Origin of the sequence: Bradyrhizobium sp. HKCCYLRH3061 (assembly GCF_051168015.1) — a bacterium.
Taxonomy (GTDB): Bacteria; Pseudomonadota; Alphaproteobacteria; order Rhizobiales; family Xanthobacteraceae; genus Bradyrhizobium.
In genome coordinates this window covers 24,288-44,575 of record NZ_JBNPUE010000008.1, presented here as the reverse complement: position 1 = coordinate 44,575, position 20,288 = coordinate 24,288, and the positions used below count along the sequence as shown (strand labels likewise).

Genomic DNA, 20,288 nt, shown 5'->3' with positions numbered 1-20,288 from the left:
GCCTCGGCAGGCGGGCCGCCCCCTTTCACCTCGTCAGTGTTTCCCATCCAGTGAGGACCCCGCCTTCGCAGGGGACATCACGAGGAGCCCTTTCTCATGGTTGATGCCGCCATCGGTGAAAACGCCGTCGCCCGCCCCCGCGCGGCCCGCCGCAATGGTCTGCACAGGGCGCTGAAGCGGAAATCGACCGCCGCTTTCCTGATGACGCTGCCGCTGATCCTGCTGATCGTGCTCCTGGTCGTCTATCCCGCCCTGTATTCGGTGCATCTGGCGACCCTGAACAAGTCGATGCAGCGCTTCGTCGGCTTCGGCAATTTCGAGTTCCTGTTCAAGCGCGACACATTCTGGCTGGTCGTCAAGCAATCCTGCATCTTCGCGATCACCGCCGTCGTCTTCAAGGCGCTGATCGGCTTCATCGTCGCGCATTTCGTCCACAACATCCCGGCCAAGGGCCAGCGCAAATGGCGCGGCATGCTGCTGGTGCCCTGGGTGATCCCGCCGGCGATGAGCACGCTGGCCTGGCTGTGGCTGTTCGACCCGTCCTACAGCGCCTTCAACTATACGCTGTCGTTCTTCGGCATCGGCCCGATCCCGTGGACCGGTGATGCCGCCTGGGCGCGGTTCTCGGTGATCCTGGTCAACGTCTGGTACGGCGCACCGTTCTTCATGATCATGTACCTGGCCTCGCTGAAATCCGTCCCGGACCAGCTCTATGAAGCCGCGGCGATCGACGGCGCCAATTGGTGGCAGCGGATCTGGTACGTGACCCTGCCGATGATGCGCAACATCATCGCCATCACGACGCTGTTCTCGCTGATCGTGACGTTCGCCAATTTCGATATCGTCCGCATCCTCACCGCCGGCGGCCCGCTCGACAAGACGCACATCTTCGCGACCTGGGCGTTCCGCGTCGGCATCGAGGGCAGCGACATTCCGCTCGGCGCCAGCGTCTCGCTGTTCATGGTGCCGATCCTCGCGGTCGCCGCCATCTTCATCCTGCGCGACGTCAACAAGCGGGGGAACGAGTCCTGATGAGCACCATGACCGTCGACAAGGCCGGCCCGACCCGCAATGTCAAATACGGCTCGATGAGCCGCGACCGCGCCTGGGCGCTGCGCTGGTCGTATTTCTTCCTGACGCTGTTCGCGATCTTCTCGCTGGTGCCGCCGCTCTACATGCTGATCACCTCGCTGAAGGGCAGCGCGGAGATCTCGGCGGCGACCAACCCGTGGTGGGTGTTCCACCCGACGCTGGAGAACTATGTCGGACTGCTCACCTCGAACCAGTTCCTGCGCTTCTTCTTCAACTCCGCCATGGTCTCGATCATCGTCGTGATCATCACCATGCTGATCAGCATTCCGGCCGCGTTCGCACTGTCGCGGATGAAGTTCTGGGGCTCGGCGACGCTGGCGACCGGCGTGTTCCTGACCTACCTGATCCCGGACAGCCTGCTGTTCATTCCGCTGTTCAAGATGTTCGCGCTGGTCGGCGACGTCACCGGCATCCAGTTGATCAATCGCTGGTACGTGCTGCTGTTCATCTATCCGACGCTCACCGTGCCGTTCTGCACCTGGATCATGATCGGCTATTTCGCCTCGATCCCCAAGGAGCTCGACGAGGCCGCCATCATCGACGGCGCCTCCTGGCTGCAGACCTTGACGCGGATCTTCATTCCCGTCGCCCTGCCCGGCCTGATCGCGGCGACGATTTTCGCCTTCACCGTCTCCTGGGCGCAGTTCCTGTATCCGCTGGTGTTCACGACCTCGACCGACCAGCTGGTGCTGCCGGTCGGCATCGTCACCACCCTGATCAAGGGCGACGTCTTCAACTGGGGACAGATCATGACCGGGGCGCTGCTGGGCGCGGCGCCGCCGCTGATCATCTACGCGTTCCTGATGGACTACTACATTGCCGGGCTCACGGCCGGCGCGACCAAGGGCTGAGGACGGGAGTTGATCTGACATGGCTGAAGTGAGCTTGCGCAAGGTCGTGAAACGCTACGATGACGTCGAGGCCGTCCGTGGCATCGATCTCGACATCGCCGATCACGAGTTCGTCGTGCTGGTCGGCCCGTCCGGCTGCGGCAAGTCGACGACATTGCGGATGATCGCAGGGCTCGAGGACATCTCCGACGGCGACATCACGATCGGCGGCGACGTCGTCAACGACGTGCCGCCGAAGGACCGCGACATCGCCATGGTGTTCCAGAACTACGCGCTCTATCCGCACATGACGGTGGCCGAGAACATGTCGTTCGGGCTGCGGCTGAAGCACTATCCGAAGGCCGAGATCAAGAGCCGCGTGGCGGAGGCCGCGCGCATGCTGGATATCGCCGACCTCATCGACCGCAAGCCCAAGCAGCTCTCCGGCGGCCAGCGCCAGCGCGTCGCGATGGGCCGCGCCATCGTGCGCAATCCCAAGGTGTTCCTGTTCGACGAGCCGCTGTCCAACCTCGACGCCAAGCTGCGCGTGCAGATGCGCATCGAGATCAAGAAGGTGCACCAGAAGGTCCGCACCACGACGGTCTACGTCACCCACGACCAGGTCGAGGCGATGACCCTGGCCGATCGTGTCGTGGTCATGAACAAGGGCCGCATCGAGCAGATCGGCACGCCGAACGAGCTGTACCACAATCCGGCGACACGCTTCGTCGCCGGCTTCATCGGCTCGCCCGCGATGAACTTCGTGCCGTGCCGGCTCGAGGAGGCCAATGGCCGGCTCCACATCCGCCTCACCGATCGGATCGCCTTTCCGCTGCCGCCCGCGCGCGCCGCGCGCTATCAGTCCGTGTCACGGAATGAGCCGCTGCTGCTCGGCATCCGGCCGGAGCACATCACCGAGACCAAGCCGCATGCGGAGCCTGGGATCGAGCCGTTCGAGGCGCTGCTCGACGTCACCGAGCCGATGGGCATGGAGACGCTGGTCTACTTCACCCTCAACGAGACGCCGGTCTGCGGGCGAGTCAACCCCAATGCCGGCGCGCGGGATGGCAGCCCTCTGCGCATGGCAATGGACCTCAACAACATGCACCTGCTAAACGAGGCGACCGGGCTCGTGATCTGACGAGCACCAGGACGATTCAAGGGCAGGACATGACCACCAGGACGGCAACCAACAAGAACAAGATCCTCGTCACGGAATCCTTCTCGGCCAAGGGACGCGCGCTGCTCGCAGCGCGCGACGACGTCGAGATGATCGAGTTCCCCAACATGATCTCGGCTGCGGATTTCTCCGTGCTGCTCGCCTCCCATGCCCCGGTGCATGGTGTGGCTCTCGGTGCGACGCGCTTCGGCGAGCCGGAGCTCGTCGCTGCCGGCGACATGAAGGTCGTGACCAGGATCGGCGTCGGCTTCGATGCGGTCGACGTGCCGGCGCTGAGCCGCCACAAGGTGCCCTTGATGGTCGCGGGCACCGCGAATTCGCCGTCGGTCGCCGAGCAGGCGCTGTTCATGATGCTGACCTTGGCCAAGCGCGCCAACGAGATGCATGCCATGGTCAAGGACGGCACCTGGGGCTCGCGGCTCGGCGTGCTGCCGTTCGATCTCTACGGCAAGACCGTGCTGATCATCGGCTTCGGCCGCATCGGCACCCGCACCGCCAAGCGCTGCCTGGCGATGGAGATGCAGGTCCTGGTCTACGATCCCTACAAGCCCGCCGCCGACATCACCGCCGCTGGCTGCGAGCCGGTAACCGACCTCGACGCCGCGCTGCCGCGCGCCGACTTCGTCAGCATCCATTGCCCGAAGACGCCCGAGACCATCGGCCTGTTCAATGCCGCGCGTCTGCGGCTGATGAAGCCGACCGCCTATTTGATCAACACCGCGCGCGGCGGCCTGATCGACGAGGCCGCGCTGTACGACGCGCTGGCGTCCGGCCGCCTCGCCGGCGCCGGCCTCGACGTGTTCGAGCAGGAGCCGCCGCCGGTCGGCCACGCGCTGCATATGCTGCCCAACGTGATCATGGCCCCGCACGTCGCCGGCGTCACCCGCGAGGCGGTCGACCGCATGAGCGAGCAGACCGCGCGCAACATCCTCAGTGTGCTCGACGGCGAGCCGATTCGGCAGAACGTGATCAATCAGGACGTGCTCTGAATCGCGGGCTGGCGCCGTCTCGCGCTGATACTTGTGCTCAGTGCTCGAATGATCATGGCCGGGCTCCATCCCGGCCATTCACGTTTGGAGACGAGCCGGCTGAGTCGAGCGCCGTCCTGCGGGGATCTTCATCCACCGCTTTGTCGCCCAAATTTGAACGCAATGTTGCATCTCGCCCAGACTTCGCTACAACTGCAGCTATTGGCGTCGGCGTTTGCGCGCGTCAGTAGGAACAGAGGCGATCATGAGTGTTGCGACGGAGCACGCGCTCGCAACGATAGCGAGCATCCTCGACAAGCCGGAATCTGCGAAGCGTGACGACCGGGCGAGCGCGCCTGTTCCCAACTCTCCAGCCAGAAAGGCCACGGGTACGGTGGTCTCATTCGATCAGGCCGACGGCTACACCAAGATCGGTCCCGGCCCGATCTCTGCGATCCGCTTCCGCTGGACCGCGCGGCGCGGCGAGGACGGCTACTATGTCGATGAGACCGTCGGGCCGACCTCGATCGCCGTCAGTAGCGGCCCGATGACGGCCGAAGCCGCCATCGACATGGTCGACACCCGTGCGCGCGAGGCGGCCGAGCGCTTCGAGGCACTGAAGAACGAGATGACCGGCAAGGGTGCGTTTGCTCCGGTCGAACCCGGCCGGACCTAGCGCTCGGTGGCCGCGCATCGTTGAATGATGCGCGGCACTGCCTGGTGGACCAGGAGGCTCGACCGCTGGCGGCGGCCGTAAGCCGATCCGAACGATGCGACCGCCGCCAGCCCCTCGTCCCGCGACACCGCTTCCTGTAAGAAGACCCTCGTCCCACTCAAGCCGAGGTGTCGCAATCATGGGGTTTTTCGATCGTCCGCTGTCCGTCCTGACCGGGCTCGTCCTCGTCTGCAGCCTTGCCGTGCCGGCGGCCGCGGACCAGGCCTCGCGGCTCGACGAGATCGTGCAGCGCGGTAGCTTGCGGGTCGGCATGACCGGCGACTACAAGCCCTTCACCTATCTCGACAAGGCGACCGGCAAATTCTCCGGCTTCGACGTCGACATGGCCGAGTCGCTCGGCAAGGCCCTCGGCGTCAATGTCGAGTTCGTGCCGACGAGCTGGCCGCAGCTCATGAAGGATTTCGAGGCCGACAAGTTCGACGTCGCCATGGGCGGCGTGTCGATCACGCTCGACCGCCAGAAGAAGGGCTACTTCTCGACGCCGATCATGCGCGAGGGCAAGACCCCGATCGCCCGTTGCAGCGACACCTCGAAGTACCAGACGCTGTCCGACATCGACAAGCCCGGCACCCGGGTCGTCGTCAATCCAGGCGGCACCAACGAGCGCTTTGCTCGCGCCAACATCAAGGCGGCCGACATCCGCGTCCACACCGACAACGTCACCATCTTCGACGAGATCGCCAAGGGCGACGCCGACCTGATGATGACCGACGCCTCTGAGACGCGCTACCAGCAGAAGCTGCATCCTGGTGTCTTGTGCGCCGTCCATCCAGAGAAGCCGTTCGACTTTTCGGAGAAGGCCTACTGGCTGCAGCGCGACGTGGCGCTGAAGGCGTTCGTCGATCAGTGGCTGCATATCTCCACCGAGAACGGCAGCTATCAGGCGATCTACAAGAATTGGTTCGAGTGAGGCTGGCGGAGGCGACTAGTGGGGATTTCCCGTCGAGATCTTGCGGATGTCACGCTGGTCGAACTGCAAGGAGCAAAACCAGATCCCTAGTGCGATCTCGTTGAATTGGCCCCGGCGTTGCGTTCTGTTCGTTTCGGTCCTTAACAGAAGCATATGGACGATCGGAACATGGTCGCGCTGTACGACGGTGGCCGAAGCTATGAACGGAAGGCTTGGAAGGGCTATGGATATGATTTTTGCAGTAGTTCCAGTTTGCATAGGCTCTTTAATATATTTGCTTTTTCGTACAAAAGATACTTGGATTATTTATGCCATAGGAGGCGCGGGTGGTGGACCTCTACTCGACTTCGCACGAACGCTGGTCCGACCTCTTAATCCTTACGTGAGCGGCTTCGCTCTCTATTCGCTCCCTTCTGCTCTTTGGGCTTTCTCGTTTATGTTCTGCATTGTGAAGATTTGGGCAGACACGCTTGTCTCGATCGCCGCGATTGCCGTCATTGCGTTAACTGCAGCGGTCGTGCTCGGATCCGAAGTGGGTCAGGCGCTTGACTTAGTTCAGGGGAGATTTGACGTCGCTGATGTTGCGGCGAATGCCGTTGGATTGTCTGCAGGGGGATTAACCGCATATGCAACACAGCGCAACAAACTTCGATCGATATGTTAGCAGCGCAATAGTATTTGCGATCTTTTGTGTTTTGGCCGGAGGGTCTGCAGAAGAAAGTAGTGAAGAGAAGAAGGCGCGCATATTGAAGTCGGAGGGAATTTCAGAAGGGACTTATGACAATCGGGTCCGCGATTTCGGAAGCTACGACGAATACAAGGCCGCCATCGAGAAGGGAATGAACGCAGCTCAATTCGCAAAGTATAAGTCGCAGCGAGACGCCTGCAAGCGGGACTGGTCATCGTGCGCTGATAACGAGCAGCTGGTTAACAATTGGTCGGGTTGGAGCGAGGTCCAGGTGGCCTGCAAGATCGCGGCCAACGATCGAGCAAAATACGGCGACCCGGAGTGGCCTTGGCTTCCGTTCGGCACGTATCTGACAGGAAATGAATATGTCAGGACAGGCAAAGTAGTTGCCATAGAGCCCGATGCGAGGTTTAAAAATGGGTTCAATGCCGCAGTTAGGGTGCGAGTTCGCTGCTATTACGACGTAAGGAGCAAGCATGTCGACAATGTCACGCTCGACGAGCGTTAGGCGCGGTCTTGATCAGCTGCACGGTCATCGATAATCAGCGACCAGAGAGGATCTTTCTACGCCGTTTCAGCGGCATGGCGCTGTCCAGTCGCTGCGCCAGAAACAATAGGCTTGCGTTTTTCCGAAAACTATGGTTCACTGCCGCCATCCCACCTCATCGAGAGGGGCGTTGCGCGCGATCGTCACGACACGCGAGGTGGGATGCGATGGCCGCGTTGGTGCCGCAGCGTGCTTGCACGCGGACGAACGGCAGATTGCGGACGTGAAGTCGCAGGGTCCTGATACCCCGACGCTGGTATCAAGTCGCGACGGTGCTCAAGGCGCCGCGTGGTGATGGTGGCCAACAAGCCCGGCGCACCAGGGAGACTGCGTATAAGCGTTAAGACCGTCGCGCAGGGAATGCCGGTTGATCGGCAGCACCTGTGGTACCTGCCGCCTGCATTTTTTTACGCAGGCGGGCCATGGGTGAGGCCCTCACCCGGCATTCCCTGCGCCCTCTTCTATTCGAGAGGGGCACGACTGATGGAATCACTCGGACGTCATGCGTCGCGAGACAGCAAGGTCATGCTCTAGAGTGTTAGGTGCGGATCGCTCGGGCGACACAAACGGTGTCGTCCCGGCCTCGAGCCGGGACCCATACTCACAGGCCGTCGTTTGTGGCAGGTGCGAAGGTGCAGGCCTGCAGAACAGTCCCGCTGGTGGTTATGGGTCCCGGCTCAAGGCCGGGACGACAGTGGAGCGTGTTGTGAAAGCTCGGCTCATAACCGCGCAGCGAACGGAGTTCAAACAGGCCTCAGCCGTTGCGATACGTGTAGCTGTAGCCGTTGATCGCCGGCGCGCCGCCCAGATGGGCGTAGAGCACCTTCGATCCCTCCGGGAAGTAGCCCTTCTTGACGAGGTCGATCATGCCCTGCATCGACTTGCCCTCGTAGACGGGGTCGGTGATCATCGCCTCGGTGCGGGCGGCGAGGCGAATGGCCTCGTTGGTCTCGGCACTCGGCACGCCATAGGCCGGATAGGCGTAGTCATTCAGGATCACGATCTCGTCGTCGCGCACCTTGCGGCCGAGCTCGACCAGCTCGGCGGTGTTGTCGACGATCTGCCGCACCTGGCTGCGGGTCTGCTCCGGCGTGCCGGAGGCATCGATGCCGATGACGCGGTCGGCGCGTCCATCCGCGGCAAAGCCGACGATCATGCCGGCCTGGGTCGAGCCGGTGACGACGCAGACGATGATGTAGTCGAACTTGATGCCCATCTCGGCTTCCTGCGCCCTCACCTCCTCGGCGAAGCCGACATAGCCGAGGCCGCCGAATTTGTGCACGGAAGCACCGGCCGGAATGCCGTAGGGCTTGCCGCCGGCGTCCTTCACCGACTGGATCGCGTTCTCCCAGCTCTTGCGGATGCCGATGTCGAAGCCGTCCTCGACGATGCGGCTGTCGGCGCCCATCAGGCGCGTCATCAGGATGTTGCCGACGCGGTCATAGACGGCGTCCTCGTGCGGCACCCAGCTCTCCTGGACGACAACGCACTTCATGCCGATCTTGGCCGCGGTCGCCGCCACCATGCGGGTGTGGTTGGACTGCACGCCGCCGATCGAGACCAGGGTGTCGGCATTGGACTCGATCGCGTCGGGCACGATGTATTCGAGCTTGCGCAGCTTGTTGCCGCCCATGGCGAGACCGGAATTGCAGTCGTCGCGCTTGGCGTAGATCTGCACCTTGCCGCCGAGCGCCGCCGTCAGCCGCGGCAGATGCTCGATCGGGGTGGCACCGAAGGTGAGCGGATATTTTTTGAATTTGTCGAGCCGAAGCACGGGGCCTCTCCGTGGGTGAATGAGATCGGTCGTCCCCAACATACGAAAAAGCCTGAGAAAGGTGCTCTCTTTATTGGCGCAGAATTTCATGCTTACGTCGGCGCTTGGCTCGTTGAGCGATGGGTTTTCCCAAAACTTGTGTGTCGTATGAAAGAAACTTCCGAAACCGATCTCGACCGCGTAGACCGGCGCATCCTGCAACTGCTGCAGAAGGACGGCCGGATGAGCAATGCCGAGCTTGCCGCCACCGTTCACGTCAGTCCGGCCACCTGCCATCGCCGCACCCAGCGCCTGTTCGAGGAGGGCTACATCCGGAGCGTGCGCGCGCAGATCGCGCCGGAGAAGGTCGAGCGCAGCGCACTGGTGCTGGTCGGCGTCGTGCTCGACCGCTCGACGCCGGAGAGCTTTCGCACCTTCGAGGCCGCGATCCGCAAGCTCAAATTCGTGCTCGACTGCCATCTCGTCGCCGGCGATTTCGACTTCTTCCTCAAGATCCGCGTCCGCGACATGCAGGACTTCAACCGCATGCATGGCGACCAGCTGATCTCGCTGCCCGGCGTGCGGCAGACCCGCACCTTCTTCGTGATGAAGGAGGTGGTCGACAATGCGCCGCTGGATTTCTGAGCGGAGGGCGCGTTGAACCAGGGCTGCTGCATCGGCGACTTAATTGCGCGTGAGCTCGCTCACATCAGCAACCGACATCGTGGAGATCCTGATGAAGAGGCTGTTGGCCGTTGCTGCCGTGGTTCTGGCCAGCAGTGCCGCCGAGGCGCAGTACGTCATCGAGTACGGCGGCAAGACGATCCGCATCGATCCCGACCGCGGCACCGTGCAGATCCCCGGCGTCTACGACAATACCGAGCAGAAGAAGTCCAAGCGCACCAAGCGCGATCCGGATCAGGCGGCCAGGCCGCCGGCCGCGGCGGACAAGCCGGCTCCGGCGCCCACCGAGGCGGCGGTCACCCCGGCCCCGCAACCGCCTGCTCCGGCGGTCGCGGCCCCTGCTCCAGTTCCCGCCCAGCCTGCTCCGACGGCAGCCGCACCGGTGAGCCCGCCGGCCGCTCCTGCTCCCGTCCAGGCGGCCGCGCCACCGGCGCCGCTGCCGCCACCTCCGGCGGCCCCAGCCGCCAACGCTACGGCACCGGTTGCGCCTCCGGCCGCTGCAACGGCCGCTGCGGCCCCCACGACGGCCGCCGCGCCGCCGCCACCGCGTCCAGCCCAGGCGCCTGCCGTGACCACCGCAGCCGCTCCGCCCGCTGCGGCGCAGACCGCCGGTCGCGATCCCAACTCGCCGGTCGGCATCTGGCTGACGGAGGAGAAGGAGGGCCAGATCCGCATCGAGCCCTGCGGCGCCAATCTCTGCGGCTACGCCGTGGATGCGAAGACCAAGCAGAACGGCGAGCAGATCCTGATCAACATGCGGCCGAGCGACAAGGCCCAGGAGAAGAAGTGGACCGGCCGCATCTTCGATCCGAACAGCGGCAGCACCTACGATTCGACCATCGCGCTGAAGGGAGCGGACAATCTGCGCGTGCAGGGCTGCGCCTTCGGCGGCATGTTCTGCGGCGGCCAGACCTGGACGCGAGTGAACTGAGCGCGGCGACGACCGTCGAAGTTCATTCAAATGAAACGCGCGCGGCCTTGCGACCGCGCGCTCGAGCGGTCGTCAGTCTGGCGTCAGCCGACCGGCGTCGCATATTCCTCGTCGGTGACGTGCTCCATCCACGTCACGTGCTCACCGTTGAGCGATTCATGCATCGCGACGTGGACCATGCCGGTGGTCGGCGCGGCGCCATGCCAATGCTTCTCGCCTGGTGGAATCCACACGACGTCGCCGGCCTTGATCTCGCGCACCGGCCCGCCCTTGGCCTGCACCCGACCGACGCCCTGAATCACGTAGAGCGTCTGTCCGAGCGGATGGGTGTGCCAGGCGGTGCGCGCGCCGGGCTCGAACGCCACGCGCGCCGAGGCGACGCGGGCCGGCGCCTGCGGCGTGATGATCGGGTCCTGCCACACCGTACCGGTGAAACTTTCGGCCGCCGCGCGGCGCGTGGGGCGCGAGCCCGCGAGATAAACATCCACCATGGTTCTGCCTTTCCTAAGTCCTTGCAGTCGATCGATCGCTGCGTCGGCCGCGACCTACTTCTTCGACGCCGCGTAGCGCGCCTTGGTCTCGGCATTCATCGGATAGAGACCCGGCAGCACCGCGCCCTTGTTCACCTCGTCGACGATCCAGGCTTCCATGCGCTCCTGCTCCGGGCCTTCGGCGAGCACGTGATCGAGCATCGCCTGCGGGATCAGCACCGCGCCGTCCTGGTCGGCGACGATGACGTCGTTCGGAAACACCGCAACGCCGCCGCAGCCGATCGCCTCGCCCCAGCCGACGAAGGTGAGGCCGGCAACCGACGGCGGCGCGGCGTAGCCATCGCACCACACCGGCAGGCCGGTGCCCATCACGCCTTCGAGGTCGCGCACCACGCCGTCGGTGATCAGCGCGGTGACGCCGCGCTTGACCATGCGGGCGCACAGAATGTCGCCGAAGATGCCGGCGTCCTTGACGCCCATCGCATCGACCACGGCGATGCAGCCCTCGGGCATGGCCTCGATCGCGGTGCGGGTCGAGATCGGCGACGACCAGGATTCCGGCGTCGCGAGATCCTCGCGCGCCGGCACGAAGCGCAGCGTGAAGGCGGGACCGACCAGCCGCTTCTGTCCCGGGCGCAGCGGCTTGGCGCCGCGCAGCCAGACATTGCGCAACCCCTTCTTCAGCAGGACCGTCGTGATGGTCGCCGTAGTGACCTGGGAGAGGGTAGCGATGGCTTCGGGAGTGAGGGACATTGTGAGACTGGCGCTCCAAACAGGCTGGCGGAAAAAGCAGGCGCATCTTGCGAGCGACGAAGGCCGCGTCAAGGGCATGCTCAGTGCGCCCAGCGCATGCGGGGCCTGCAGCGGCCCGATAAGGTCTTCTTATCGCGGGGCATCCGATTAATTTATTGAATTTTCGAGACTTTTTGTCTCCAGCGCAATTCCACTGGCGATCGAAAGCGGCTAGATGAGGAACAGCAACACGGATCTTCTCGGACAGATGGCCGACTCTTTTCCACCTCCTCGCCTGCTGCCCAGCGGCGACAGCGCGGTCACCGTCGAGTTCAGCCGGACCATCGACGAGACCGCCAATCGCCGCGTGCTTGCGCTCGACCATGCGCTGACTGCCGCCGCCATCGCGGGCATCACCGAGACGGTGCCGACCTATCGCTCGCTGCTGGTGCACTATGATGCAGGTGTGATCGACCACGACACGCTTGGGGCAAAGCTGTTGGCGCTGTCGGCCGGGTCGCTTGCGCCGGACAGCGAGATCCGGCGCTGGCGGGTTCCAGTCTGCTACGGCGGCGAGAATGGCATCGACCTGGAGGACGTCGCCAAGGCGCTGAACCTGACGCCGGACGAGGTCGTCGCCCGCCATGTCGCCGGCATCTACCGCGTCGCGATGATCGGCTTCACGCCGGGCTGGTCCTATCTGTCCGGTCTCGATCCGACGTTGCAGATGTCGCGCCGGCAGAACCCGCGCTTGGCGACACCGGCAGGCATCATCGCGATCGGCGGCATCCAGACCGGCATCCAGTGCCTTGCCGGCCCCTGCGGCTGGCACCTGCTCGGGCGCACCGCGATGCGGACATTTCAACTGCACCGCGACCCGACCTTCCTGCTCGAGCCCGGCGACGAGGTCAGCTTCTACGCCGTCGACGTGAAGACCTTCGCGGAGCAGGAGCGCGCCGCGGAGGGCGGCGAGCTCATCGCAGAGCGGATCGCCGCATGAGCACGCTCGTCGTCTCACAGATCGGTCCGGCAAGCTCGGTCCAGGATGGCGGGCGTTTCGGCGCGCAGCGCTACGGACTGACGCCATCCGGCGCGATGGACAAGCTGGCGCTGGCCGCAGCCAACAGCCTCGTCGGCAATGTGCCGATGGCGGCTGCGATCGAGATCGGCCCGTTCGGCGCGACGTTCGCGGCGAAGGGCGGCGCGGTGCGCGTGGCGCTCGCCGGCGCGCAGCGGCCGGCGGACGTCGCCAAGCGGCCGATCGAGATCAACACGTCGGTGACACTGAACGACGAAGAGCAGCTCACGCTCGGCTTTGCGCGCGGCGGCTCGTTCACTTATCTGGCCATCGAAGGCGGCATCGCCGGCGAGCCGATGTTCAACAGTCTCTCGGTGAACGCGCGCGCCGGGCTCGGCAGCCCCTACCCGCGGCCGCTCCAGGCCGGCGACAGGTTCGAGGTCACCCCCGCCAGCGACGCGCCGGAACTGCGGATTGATGTGCCGAGAATGAGCGGCGTGATCCGCGTCGTGATGGGGCCGCAGGACGATGAGTTCAGCGACGAGATGAAAGCGCTGTTCCTCGGCAGCGACTGGATGGTGTCAGCAACCAGCGACCGCATGGGCTATCGCCTCGAAGGACCGCCGATCCGCCATCTCCATGGCCACAACATCGTCTCCGACGGCACCGTGGACGGCAGCATCCAGGTGCCTGGCAACGGTTCGCCGATCGTGCTGATGTCCGATCGCGGCACCAGCGGCGGCTATCCGAAGATCGCGACCGTCATCACGGCGGATTTCGGCCGCCTGGCGCAGACGCCCGCCGGCACGCCATTCCGCTTCAAGGCCGTGAGCATCGCCGAGGCGCAGGCCGAACTGCGCCGCTACAAGGAGCTGCTGCGCAGCCTGCCCGGCCGCGTCACCGAGCTCGCCAACAGCGATTTCAATGTCGATGCGCTGTTCACGGCCAATGTCGCCGGTCATGCGGTCAGCGCAACCGACGCCACCACCTGGCCCGGAGCGACTCCCGATTGATTTGAGCACATCTCACGCTGTTTCGGACCCATCAACGAGCGGACCCTGACATGACCAGCACCGTCGACCTGAACTGCGACCTCGGAGAGAGCTTTGGCCCGTGGGAAATGGGCAACGATGCCGCCATGATCGAGCTGGCGACGTCGGTGAACGTCGCCTGCGGTTTTCATGCCGGCGATGCCGACATCATGCGCCGCACGGTCGAGATGGCGAAGGCCAAAGGCGTCAGCGTCGGTGCGCATCCCGGCTATCGCGATCTGCATGGTTTCGGCCGGCGTCCGGTACCAGGGCTGACATCATCCGAGATCGAGAACCTCGTCGCCTATCAGATCGGCGCGCTACAAGCGATCGCCGCCGCGGCCGGCCACAAGGTCACGCATGTGAAGGCCCACGGCGCGCTGTCCAACGTCGCCTGCGAGGACGACATGACGGCAAACGCGATCGCCAAGGCGATCAAGGCCGTCGATCCCAGTCTGATCTTTGTCGTGCTCGCCAACTCCAAGCTGGTGACCGCGGGCGAGAAGGCCAACCTGTCGATGGCGCACGAGGTGTTCGCCGATCGCGCCTATGGCGACGATGGACTCCTGGTGTCGCGCAGCAAGCCCGGCGCCGTGCTGCACGATCCCAAGATCATCGCCGATCGCGTCGTGCGCATGGTTCAGGACGGCGCGGTGATCTCGGTGACCGGCAAGGTGATGAAGATGCGCACCGACACCGTCTGCATTCACGGCGATACCGCTGGCGCGGTCGAGATTGCGCGGGAGGTCCGCAAGGCGCTGGACGCGGCCGGCATCACGGTCGCGCCGTTCAAGAGGTGAGGAGGATCAGAACGGGTGCGTGAAGGATGTGCCCAGGGTGATCGCGGCAATCAGCGCCATCGCGCTGTAGAAGGCAACCAGCGCGACAGTTGCGCCGCGCTCGCGAATGGCGCGGGCCTGGGGCATCTGTCGCAGGGGCGTCGATATCGTCCGCATGGCCGGTCTCCTGAAGTTCCGGCCATGAGAAAAGCGTTCTCGCGGGCCGGTGCAAGGCAACCGGCGAAATAACGACAAGCCCCCTGCTTCGGGTCCCGCTGGAACCAAAAAATTCTCGGCCGGGCTCGCGGCCGAGAACATTCTCCGCAGGGTTCCCCTTCAGTAGACGTCGAGCTGGAACCGGCCCTTCTTCTTGAGGTCGGCCACGAAGCTGACGGCCTCGTCGGTCGAGCGGGCCCCGAACTGGGCGACGATGTCGACGAGGGCGCGCTCGACGTCCTTGGCCATGCGCTTGGCGTCGCCGCAGATGTAGAGATGGGCGCCGTCGGCGAGCCAGGTCCAGACCTCGCGCCCGACCTCGCGCATGCGGTCCTGGACGTAGAACTTCTTGTCGCCGTCGCGCGACCACGCCAGCGACAGCCGCGTCAGGAGGCCGGCCGTCTTCATGGCGTTCAGCTCGTCGGCGTAGAAGAAGTCGCAGTCGCTGCGCTGATGTCCGAAGAACAGCCAGTTCTTGCCGGGCGCGCCGGTCGCCCTGCGGTCGTGCAGGAACGCGCGGAACGGCGCGACGCCGGTGCCGGGACCGACCATGATGATCGGCGTCTTCGGATCAGCGGGCAGCGCGAATCCGTGCGCCTTCTGCACATAGACGCGCAGCTTGTCGCCGGGATTGATCCGCTCGGCCAGGAACGTCGAGGCAAGTCCCAGCCGCTTGCGCTTGCCGATGACGTAGCGGACGCAGTCGACCGTCAGCGACAACCTGCCGGGCGTGGCATTGTGCGACGACGAGATGGAGTAGAGCCGCGGCTGCAGCGGCTCCAGCGCCTCGACGAAGGCCTCCGGATGCGGCCGGACGCCGGAGAACTTCTGCAGCACCGCCATCACGTCGAGCGTCGCCGCGTCGCCGTCGGGATCCTCGCCCTGCGCCAGCTGCCGCGCCTTCTCGCGGGTTGCGCCGCCGGTGATGAAGGAGATCAGCTCGAACAGCGAATCCGGCGCCGGCGCCAGCGAGACGTCCTCCAACAGGCACTGCCGCAGCGGCTTGCCGTTCACCTCGGTCATGTGCGAGGCGCCGAGCAGCGCGATGATCTGATCGACGAGGCCGAGATCGTTCTTGGCGAAGATGCCGAAGGAATCGCCGACGACGTAGTCGAGCCCGCTCTCGCCGAGATCGAACTCGATGTGCCAGGTCTCCTTCTCCGAGCCCGGCTTGTTGAGCAGGCGCCGCGACAGGAACGTCGCATCGACCGGATTGTCGCGCGAGCGACCGGGCTCGCTGACGACGACGGAGACGGAGGCCGGCGCAGCCGCAGCGGGCTTGGCCGCGGCCGGAGCCCTGTCGATCTCCTCGTAGAGCGCCTTGAGCATCCGCGCGGTTTCCTTGCCGCCGGGGACGCACAGATTCAGCCGCGCCTCGCTGCGATCGGCAATCGCATCCGAATAGTCGCTGCAATTGTAACCGCATTGGCCGCAGTCCTGCTGCGCCATGGCCGCCATCATGCGCCGGCGCAGCGGACGGCCCTCGGCGAGCTTCATGCGCTCGGCGATCGGCATGGTCTGGTCGTGCCATGGCGCCTCGCCGTCGTCACCGTCGCCCGCGGGCGCAAGCACGGCGCCGTTCTGCGCCGGCGACAATGCTGTCGCGCCGTCGAAGCCGAGCGCTCCGGCCAGAAAGCCGTTGAGCCATGAGCGTTGCGCCTCGGAGAATGGCGCCGTCGAAGGAATGATCTCGATCTTGGGCATGGGCGTGATCTGGTTCATGCTGACACCTCCGACGAGGTCTGGGCTTCGGCGAGATTGCGCAGCGCCTCGCCGTCGTGACGGCGTGCGAACGACAGGAAGGTCTCCTCGGGAGAGGCGCGATGGGCGAGATAGGCCTTGAGCAGCTTCTCAACGGTTACAGGCGCATCCGCCGCCTTGAGGTCGCGATAGACCTCGCGGCCGATGTCGGCCTGCGGGCCGAACCCGCCGCCGGCGAACAGGTGATAGCCCTCGACCGTGTCGTCGCCGTCACCAACCGGCGCCTTTGCCGCGATCATGCCGATGTCGCTGATGTAGTGCTGGGCACAGGAATGATGGCAGCCGGTGAGATGGATGTTCAGCGGTGTGTCGACGTCCACCCTGCTCTCGCACCAGTCGCCGATCTCGGCCGCATGTTTCTTGGTGTTGGATGCCGCGAACTTGCAGCCGGCGTTGCCGGTGCAGGCGATCAGTCCGGCGCGGATGTGCGAGGACTTTGTCGACAGCCCGATCTGCTCGATCGCCGCACAGGCCAGAGCGACCTTGTCGTCGGGAACGCCCGAGAGCAGCAGGTTCTGCCACACCGTGAGCCGGATCTCGCCGTCGCCGAGATCGGCTGCGATCTTGGCGAGCGCGCGCATCTGGTCCGTCCTCAGCTTGCCCAACGGCAGCACCACGCCGATCCAGTTCACCCCCTGCTGCTTCTGCTGGTGGACGCCGATATGGGCCATGCGATCGGCGTCGGGCCGCGGCGCGAGCGCCTCGTCGGGGACGCGCGCCAGCTTGCGGCCGAGCCTTGTTTCAACGGCTTCCATGAACTTGTCGTGACCCATGCTATCGAGCACATATTTGAGCCGCGCCTTGAGGCGATTGGTGCGGTCGCCGGTCTCGATGAACAGCCGCACGATGGCGTCGGCCACCTCGGTCGCCCGCTCCGGCTCGACGATGATCCCTGTCGGCTTGGCGAAATCCTTGTGTCCGGTGATGCCGCCGAGGCCGAGCTTGAACCACACGCCCGGCGCAACGCCAAAGCCGTCCTTCACCTCGACCGCTGAGAACGCGATGTCGTTGGTGTCCTCCAGTGCCGCGATCCGTCCGGCGCCGTCGAAGGCGACGTTGAACTTGCGCGGCAGGCCGTACAGCGAGCGGTCGTTGAGGATGTGGAAATGCCATTCGCGCGCATAGGGCCGCGTATCGAGCAATTCCTGCGGATCGATGCCGGCGGTCGGCGTTCCCGTCACGTTGCGGATGTTGTCGGCGCCGGAGCCGCGCGCCGTCAGGCCGAGATCCGAAAGTCCCTCCAGCAGCGTGACCGCGTGCCTCGGGGGAATTTCGCGCAGTTGCAGGTTGGCCCGCGTGGTGACGTGGCTGTAGGGACCGCAAAGCTGGTCGGCGAGATCGGCGACGCCCGCCAGTTGCCAATGCTTCAGGATGCCGTTGGGGATGCGCAGGCGGCACATATAGGAATCCTGCGCCGGCGCGACGTGAAACAGGCCGTAATAGCGCCAGCGGAAATTGTCGGCCGTGGACGGCGCGGCATCATTGCGCGCCTGCTCCTTCAGCCGCTCGTAGGCATCGAAGGGATGGAGCTCGCGCTTGACCTTCTCCTGGTCGGCGAGCTTCCGTCCCGACGCAATCACCTTGTCCTGGGCCTTGATGTGGATGGCGTCCGGGCCGGTCGGCTCGCTTGCCGTCTGCGTGCCACCCTGGCCGCGCCCTGCCAGCGTGACCTTGAGGCCCGCAGCCAAGCCTTCGAGGTAGCGCTTCTGCTCGTCGTTAAAGTCGACTGACAACGATTCGATTTTCATGATGGCGGACGAAGCTCCAGCGGCCACGGCGGTTGGCGTTCGGGAATGGGATGAGGATCGCATCGTCCGACAGGCCGACATGGCCTGCTTCCGACGAAAGATCCGACCAGCTTCGTTGCTGCGGAAATCCGACACGGATTGCAGTCAGCGGCATCTGCGGCGGCTGACTGCACTGCAATATTCAAGTTGCGTGCCAGCCGGAAAAAACAGAAAAAGCGCGTAAAATCAGAATGCTGATCGAATCAATGAAGGCAAGTTAACCGACTCAAGCCTCGAAATACGGGCACGTCGCCCAAAAATTGGTCGACGGCACACGGTGCCCAGACCCTGATCGGTGCGTGAATCAGGCCGTCCAGCGGCCGATCTTGAAGGCCTTGAGATGGCCGATCACGTCGTCCGCCGCGAAAGGCGGACCGGCGAATGCGCCGATGGCGGCATCCGTGCCGACCGCGGCCGTGCCCATGGCCGCGTCGTAGATGTCCGGCCGGAACACGCCCATGGCAGTGCCCAGGGCTTCAGTACTGAGGGGAGTCTGGCCCCACCGCACCATCTGGGCATAGAGCCATGCCGCCTGGATCCTCTCGGGCCGTCCCGCGTCTTCGCGGCCCACCAGCAGATAGCGCGAGCTTTCGCGGAAGGTGCCGTCCGGCGAGATCTTGAGGCGGCCGTCCAGCGTACGCTGGAGCACCTCCGCATCGACGCCGATGCGCTCCGGCTGAGCCAGGATGCGCGCGGATTCTGCGTGGTTCTGTTCGATGAAATTGGCGGCCTTGGCGCAGGCGCGAACCAGGCCGGCGAGAGCGCCGGGATTCTTGTCAGCCCAGCTCTGCCTGACCGCCAGCACCTTTTCGGCCGCGCGCACCAGCACGTCAGACACGAAGTGGAGAATATGGCCGATGCCGAGATCGACTGCGATCGAGTTCCACGGTGCTCCGACGCAGAACGCGTCGACGTGACCGTTGGCGATGCTCTCCACCATGTAGGGCGGCGGCAGCACCACGAGGCGGACGTCCTCATCGGGGTCGACGCCACCTGCGGCCATCCAGAACCGCAACTGATAGTTGTGGGTCGAGAACGGAAACGTCATGCCGAACGTCAGCGGCTCGCGCCCGGCCTTGCGCCGTTCCGCGACGACGCGCGCCAGCGCCAGCGCCGTCGCCATCGGGTCGAAACGATCCCCATCGAGATTGGCCATGATCGCCGCATGCAGCGCCGGCGTCACGGTGATCGCGTTGCCGTTCACCCCGAGATTGAAAGGAGCCACGATCGGCACCTTGACGTGACCGATGCCCAGGCTCGACGCGATGGCGACGGGAGCCAGCAGATGCGCCGCGTCGAACAGGCCGATGTTGAGCTTGTCGCGCACGTTCGACCACGACACCTCTCGGACCAGCGTGACGTCGAGACCTTCGGCCGCGGTGAAGCCGTTGTCGACGGCGACGATCAGCGCGGCGGCATCGACCAGCGGGATGAAGCCAATGCGAAGCGGGCCGGTCATTTCAACAACTCCGAGGCGGTCAGGATCGACTGCGCGATCTCGCCGATCTTCTTCTTTTCGCGCATGGCCGTGGAGCGCAACAGCACATAGGCTTCCTCTTCGGTGAAGCCCTTCATCTTCATCAGAATGCCCTTGGCGCGGTCGATCACCTTGCGGTCCTCCAGCGCGGACTTGGTGCGCTCGAGCTCGTCCTGAAGCTTGGAGAACGCATTGAAGCGCGAGATGCAGAGGTCGAGGATCGGCTTGATCCGCTCCTTCTTCAGCCCATCGACGATGTAGGCTGAGACGCCCGCCTCGACCGAGGCCTGGATCGAGGCCGCGTCGCTCTGGTCCACGAACATCGCGATCGGCCGGCGGACGGCGCGGCTGACCTGGAACATCTGCTCCAGCACGTCGCGGCTGGGGTTCTCCAGGTCGATGACGATGACATCCGGGTCCAGGGCATAGATGCGCGCCAGGAGACCCTGCATCTCGCTGACATGCACCACGCCGGTAAAACCCGCCTCCCGCAAGCCCTCCTCCAGGATGGCCGCGCGGATCGGGCTTTCGTCGACGATCACGATTTTAGGCGATTGCTCGGCGCTCATCGATCACCAGGTTGTCCGGGCCCTCACCCATAGCATGGACGTGGCCGCCTCAAAGCCTTGTCTTTCTGGACAATTCGGACTAGCTGACGCCTATCTCATCAGGCAGTT

21 protein-coding genes are annotated in these 20,288 nt (G+C 64.7%); 13 read left to right on the top strand and 8 right to left on the bottom strand.

The window, feature by feature from the left end:
- The first annotated feature begins 96 nt into the window (after positions 1 to 96).
- The 8 genes from ACQR2C_RS15120 to ACQR2C_RS15085 all read left to right on the top strand — a co-directional run bounded on the left by ACQR2C_RS15120 (position 97) and on the right by ACQR2C_RS15085 (position 6,912).
- Positions 97 to 1,032: a carbohydrate ABC transporter permease gene (locus ACQR2C_RS15120; protein WP_315799988.1), complete on the top strand. Its 936-nt coding sequence runs from the start codon at positions 97 to 99 to the stop codon at positions 1,030 to 1,032.
- On the top strand, positions 1,032 to 1,943 hold the full coding sequence (locus tag ACQR2C_RS15115) for a carbohydrate ABC transporter permease (protein ID WP_315799989.1): 912 nt from the start codon (positions 1,032 to 1,034) through the stop codon (positions 1,941 to 1,943). The genes ACQR2C_RS15120 and ACQR2C_RS15115 overlap by 1 nt, the downstream gene beginning before the upstream one ends.
- Positions 1,944 to 1,962: 19 nt before the next feature.
- The gene (locus tag ACQR2C_RS15110; RefSeq protein WP_315799990.1) at positions 1,963 to 3,063 is read left to right on the top strand and encodes an ABC transporter ATP-binding protein; all 1,101 of its coding nucleotides are present in this window, start codon (positions 1,963 to 1,965) and stop codon (positions 3,061 to 3,063) included.
- Between the two features lie 29 nt (positions 3,064 to 3,092).
- The gene (locus tag ACQR2C_RS15105) at positions 3,093 to 4,091 is read left to right on the top strand and encodes a hydroxyacid dehydrogenase (protein WP_316236493.1); all 999 of its coding nucleotides are present in this window, start codon (positions 3,093 to 3,095) and stop codon (positions 4,089 to 4,091) included.
- A gap of 244 nt (positions 4,092 to 4,335) precedes the next feature.
- Positions 4,336 to 4,746, top strand: a complete 411-nt coding sequence (locus ACQR2C_RS15100) for a hypothetical protein (protein ID WP_316178771.1) — start codon at positions 4,336 to 4,338, stop codon at positions 4,744 to 4,746.
- 178 nt (positions 4,747 to 4,924) lie between these two features.
- Complete coding sequence (locus ACQR2C_RS15095; RefSeq protein ID WP_434872789.1) at positions 4,925 to 5,716, top strand: transporter substrate-binding domain-containing protein; 792 nt, start codon at positions 4,925 to 4,927, stop codon at positions 5,714 to 5,716.
- A gap of 223 nt (positions 5,717 to 5,939) precedes the next feature.
- Positions 5,940 to 6,380 carry a hypothetical protein gene (locus ACQR2C_RS15090; protein ID WP_434881518.1) on the top strand — a complete coding sequence of 147 codons (441 nt, stop codon included), beginning with the start codon at positions 5,940 to 5,942 and terminating at the stop codon, positions 6,378 to 6,380.
- A complete protein-coding gene (locus tag ACQR2C_RS15085) occupies positions 6,343 to 6,912 on the top strand; it encodes a hypothetical protein (RefSeq protein WP_434881517.1) in 570 nt (189 codons plus the stop codon). Before ACQR2C_RS15090 ends, ACQR2C_RS15085 begins: the two co-directional genes overlap by 38 nt.
- A 793-nt stretch (positions 6,913 to 7,705) precedes the next feature.
- Here the strand turns inward: ACQR2C_RS15085 and ACQR2C_RS15080 are convergent.
- Positions 7,706 to 8,725: a 1-aminocyclopropane-1-carboxylate deaminase gene (locus ACQR2C_RS15080; protein WP_172108925.1), complete on the bottom strand. Its 1,020-nt coding sequence runs from the start codon at positions 8,723 to 8,725 to the stop codon at positions 7,706 to 7,708.
- A gap of 147 nt (positions 8,726 to 8,872) precedes the next feature.
- On the opposite strand from ACQR2C_RS15080, the gene ACQR2C_RS15075 reads away from it, so the two are divergent.
- Positions 8,873 to 9,349 carry an Lrp/AsnC family transcriptional regulator gene (locus ACQR2C_RS15075; RefSeq protein ID WP_315799995.1) on the top strand — a complete coding sequence of 159 codons (477 nt, stop codon included), beginning with the start codon at positions 8,873 to 8,875 and terminating at the stop codon, positions 9,347 to 9,349.
- A gap of 91 nt (positions 9,350 to 9,440) precedes the next feature.
- The gene (locus ACQR2C_RS15070; RefSeq protein WP_434881516.1) at positions 9,441 to 10,319 is read left to right on the top strand and encodes a DUF2147 domain-containing protein; all 879 of its coding nucleotides are present in this window, start codon (positions 9,441 to 9,443) and stop codon (positions 10,317 to 10,319) included.
- An 83-nt stretch (positions 10,320 to 10,402) separates the two neighbouring features.
- On the opposite strand, the gene ACQR2C_RS15065 is transcribed toward ACQR2C_RS15070, so the two are convergent.
- Both ACQR2C_RS15065 and ACQR2C_RS15060 read right to left on the bottom strand, forming a co-directional pair.
- A complete protein-coding gene (locus tag ACQR2C_RS15065) occupies positions 10,403 to 10,810 on the bottom strand; it encodes a (R)-mandelonitrile lyase (RefSeq protein ID WP_008965351.1) in 408 nt (135 codons plus the stop codon).
- A gap of 54 nt (positions 10,811 to 10,864) precedes the next feature.
- Positions 10,865 to 11,563, bottom strand: coding sequence for a ribonuclease activity regulator RraA (locus ACQR2C_RS15060; protein WP_006613956.1), 699 nt, complete (start codon positions 11,561 to 11,563; stop codon positions 10,865 to 10,867).
- Positions 11,564 to 11,810: 247 nt separating this feature from the next.
- Between ACQR2C_RS15060 and pxpB the strand changes: the two genes are divergently transcribed.
- Genes pxpB through ACQR2C_RS15045 form a run of 3 tightly spaced genes read left to right on the top strand, consistent with a single transcriptional unit; the run spans position 11,811 to position 14,391 of the window.
- Complete coding sequence (gene pxpB / locus ACQR2C_RS15055; protein WP_316178775.1) at positions 11,811 to 12,542, top strand: 5-oxoprolinase subunit PxpB; 732 nt, start codon at positions 11,811 to 11,813, stop codon at positions 12,540 to 12,542.
- Positions 12,539 to 13,573, top strand: a complete 1,035-nt coding sequence (locus ACQR2C_RS15050) for a biotin-dependent carboxyltransferase family protein (protein WP_434881515.1) — start codon at positions 12,539 to 12,541, stop codon at positions 13,571 to 13,573. The genes pxpB and ACQR2C_RS15050 overlap by 4 nt, the downstream gene beginning before the upstream one ends.
- Positions 13,574 to 13,623: 50 nt before the next feature.
- Complete coding sequence (locus tag ACQR2C_RS15045) at positions 13,624 to 14,391, top strand: LamB/YcsF family protein (protein WP_434881514.1); 768 nt, start codon at positions 13,624 to 13,626, stop codon at positions 14,389 to 14,391.
- 6 nt (positions 14,392 to 14,397) lie between these two features.
- Here the strand turns inward: ACQR2C_RS15045 and ACQR2C_RS15040 are convergent, their stop codons facing one another.
- The 5 genes from ACQR2C_RS15040 to ACQR2C_RS15020 all read right to left on the bottom strand — a co-directional run bounded on the left by ACQR2C_RS15040 (position 14,398) and on the right by ACQR2C_RS15020 (position 20,180).
- Positions 14,398 to 14,547 (bottom strand): hypothetical protein, encoded by a 150-nt coding sequence (locus tag ACQR2C_RS15040; RefSeq protein ID WP_315711980.1) that lies wholly within the window; start codon positions 14,545 to 14,547, stop codon positions 14,398 to 14,400.
- Between the two features lie 159 nt (positions 14,548 to 14,706).
- Positions 14,707 to 16,308, bottom strand: coding sequence for a sulfite reductase subunit alpha (locus ACQR2C_RS15035; RefSeq protein WP_434881513.1), 1,602 nt, complete (start codon positions 16,306 to 16,308; stop codon positions 14,707 to 14,709).
- Positions 16,305 to 18,095, bottom strand: a complete 1,791-nt coding sequence (locus ACQR2C_RS15030) for a NirA family protein (protein WP_434881512.1) — start codon at positions 18,093 to 18,095, stop codon at positions 16,305 to 16,307. Before ACQR2C_RS15030 ends, ACQR2C_RS15035 begins: the two co-directional genes overlap by 4 nt.
- Before the next feature lie 343 nt (positions 18,096 to 18,438).
- The gene (locus tag ACQR2C_RS15025; protein ID WP_315800003.1) at positions 18,439 to 19,593 is read right to left on the bottom strand and encodes a CmpA/NrtA family ABC transporter substrate-binding protein; all 1,155 of its coding nucleotides are present in this window, start codon (positions 19,591 to 19,593) and stop codon (positions 18,439 to 18,441) included.
- Entirely contained in the window at positions 19,590 to 20,180 is a 591-nt protein-coding gene (locus ACQR2C_RS15020; RefSeq protein ID WP_315800004.1) for an ANTAR domain-containing response regulator, read from the bottom strand. The genes ACQR2C_RS15025 and ACQR2C_RS15020 overlap by 4 nt, the downstream gene beginning before the upstream one ends.
- Positions 20,181 to 20,288 lie beyond the last annotated feature (108 nt).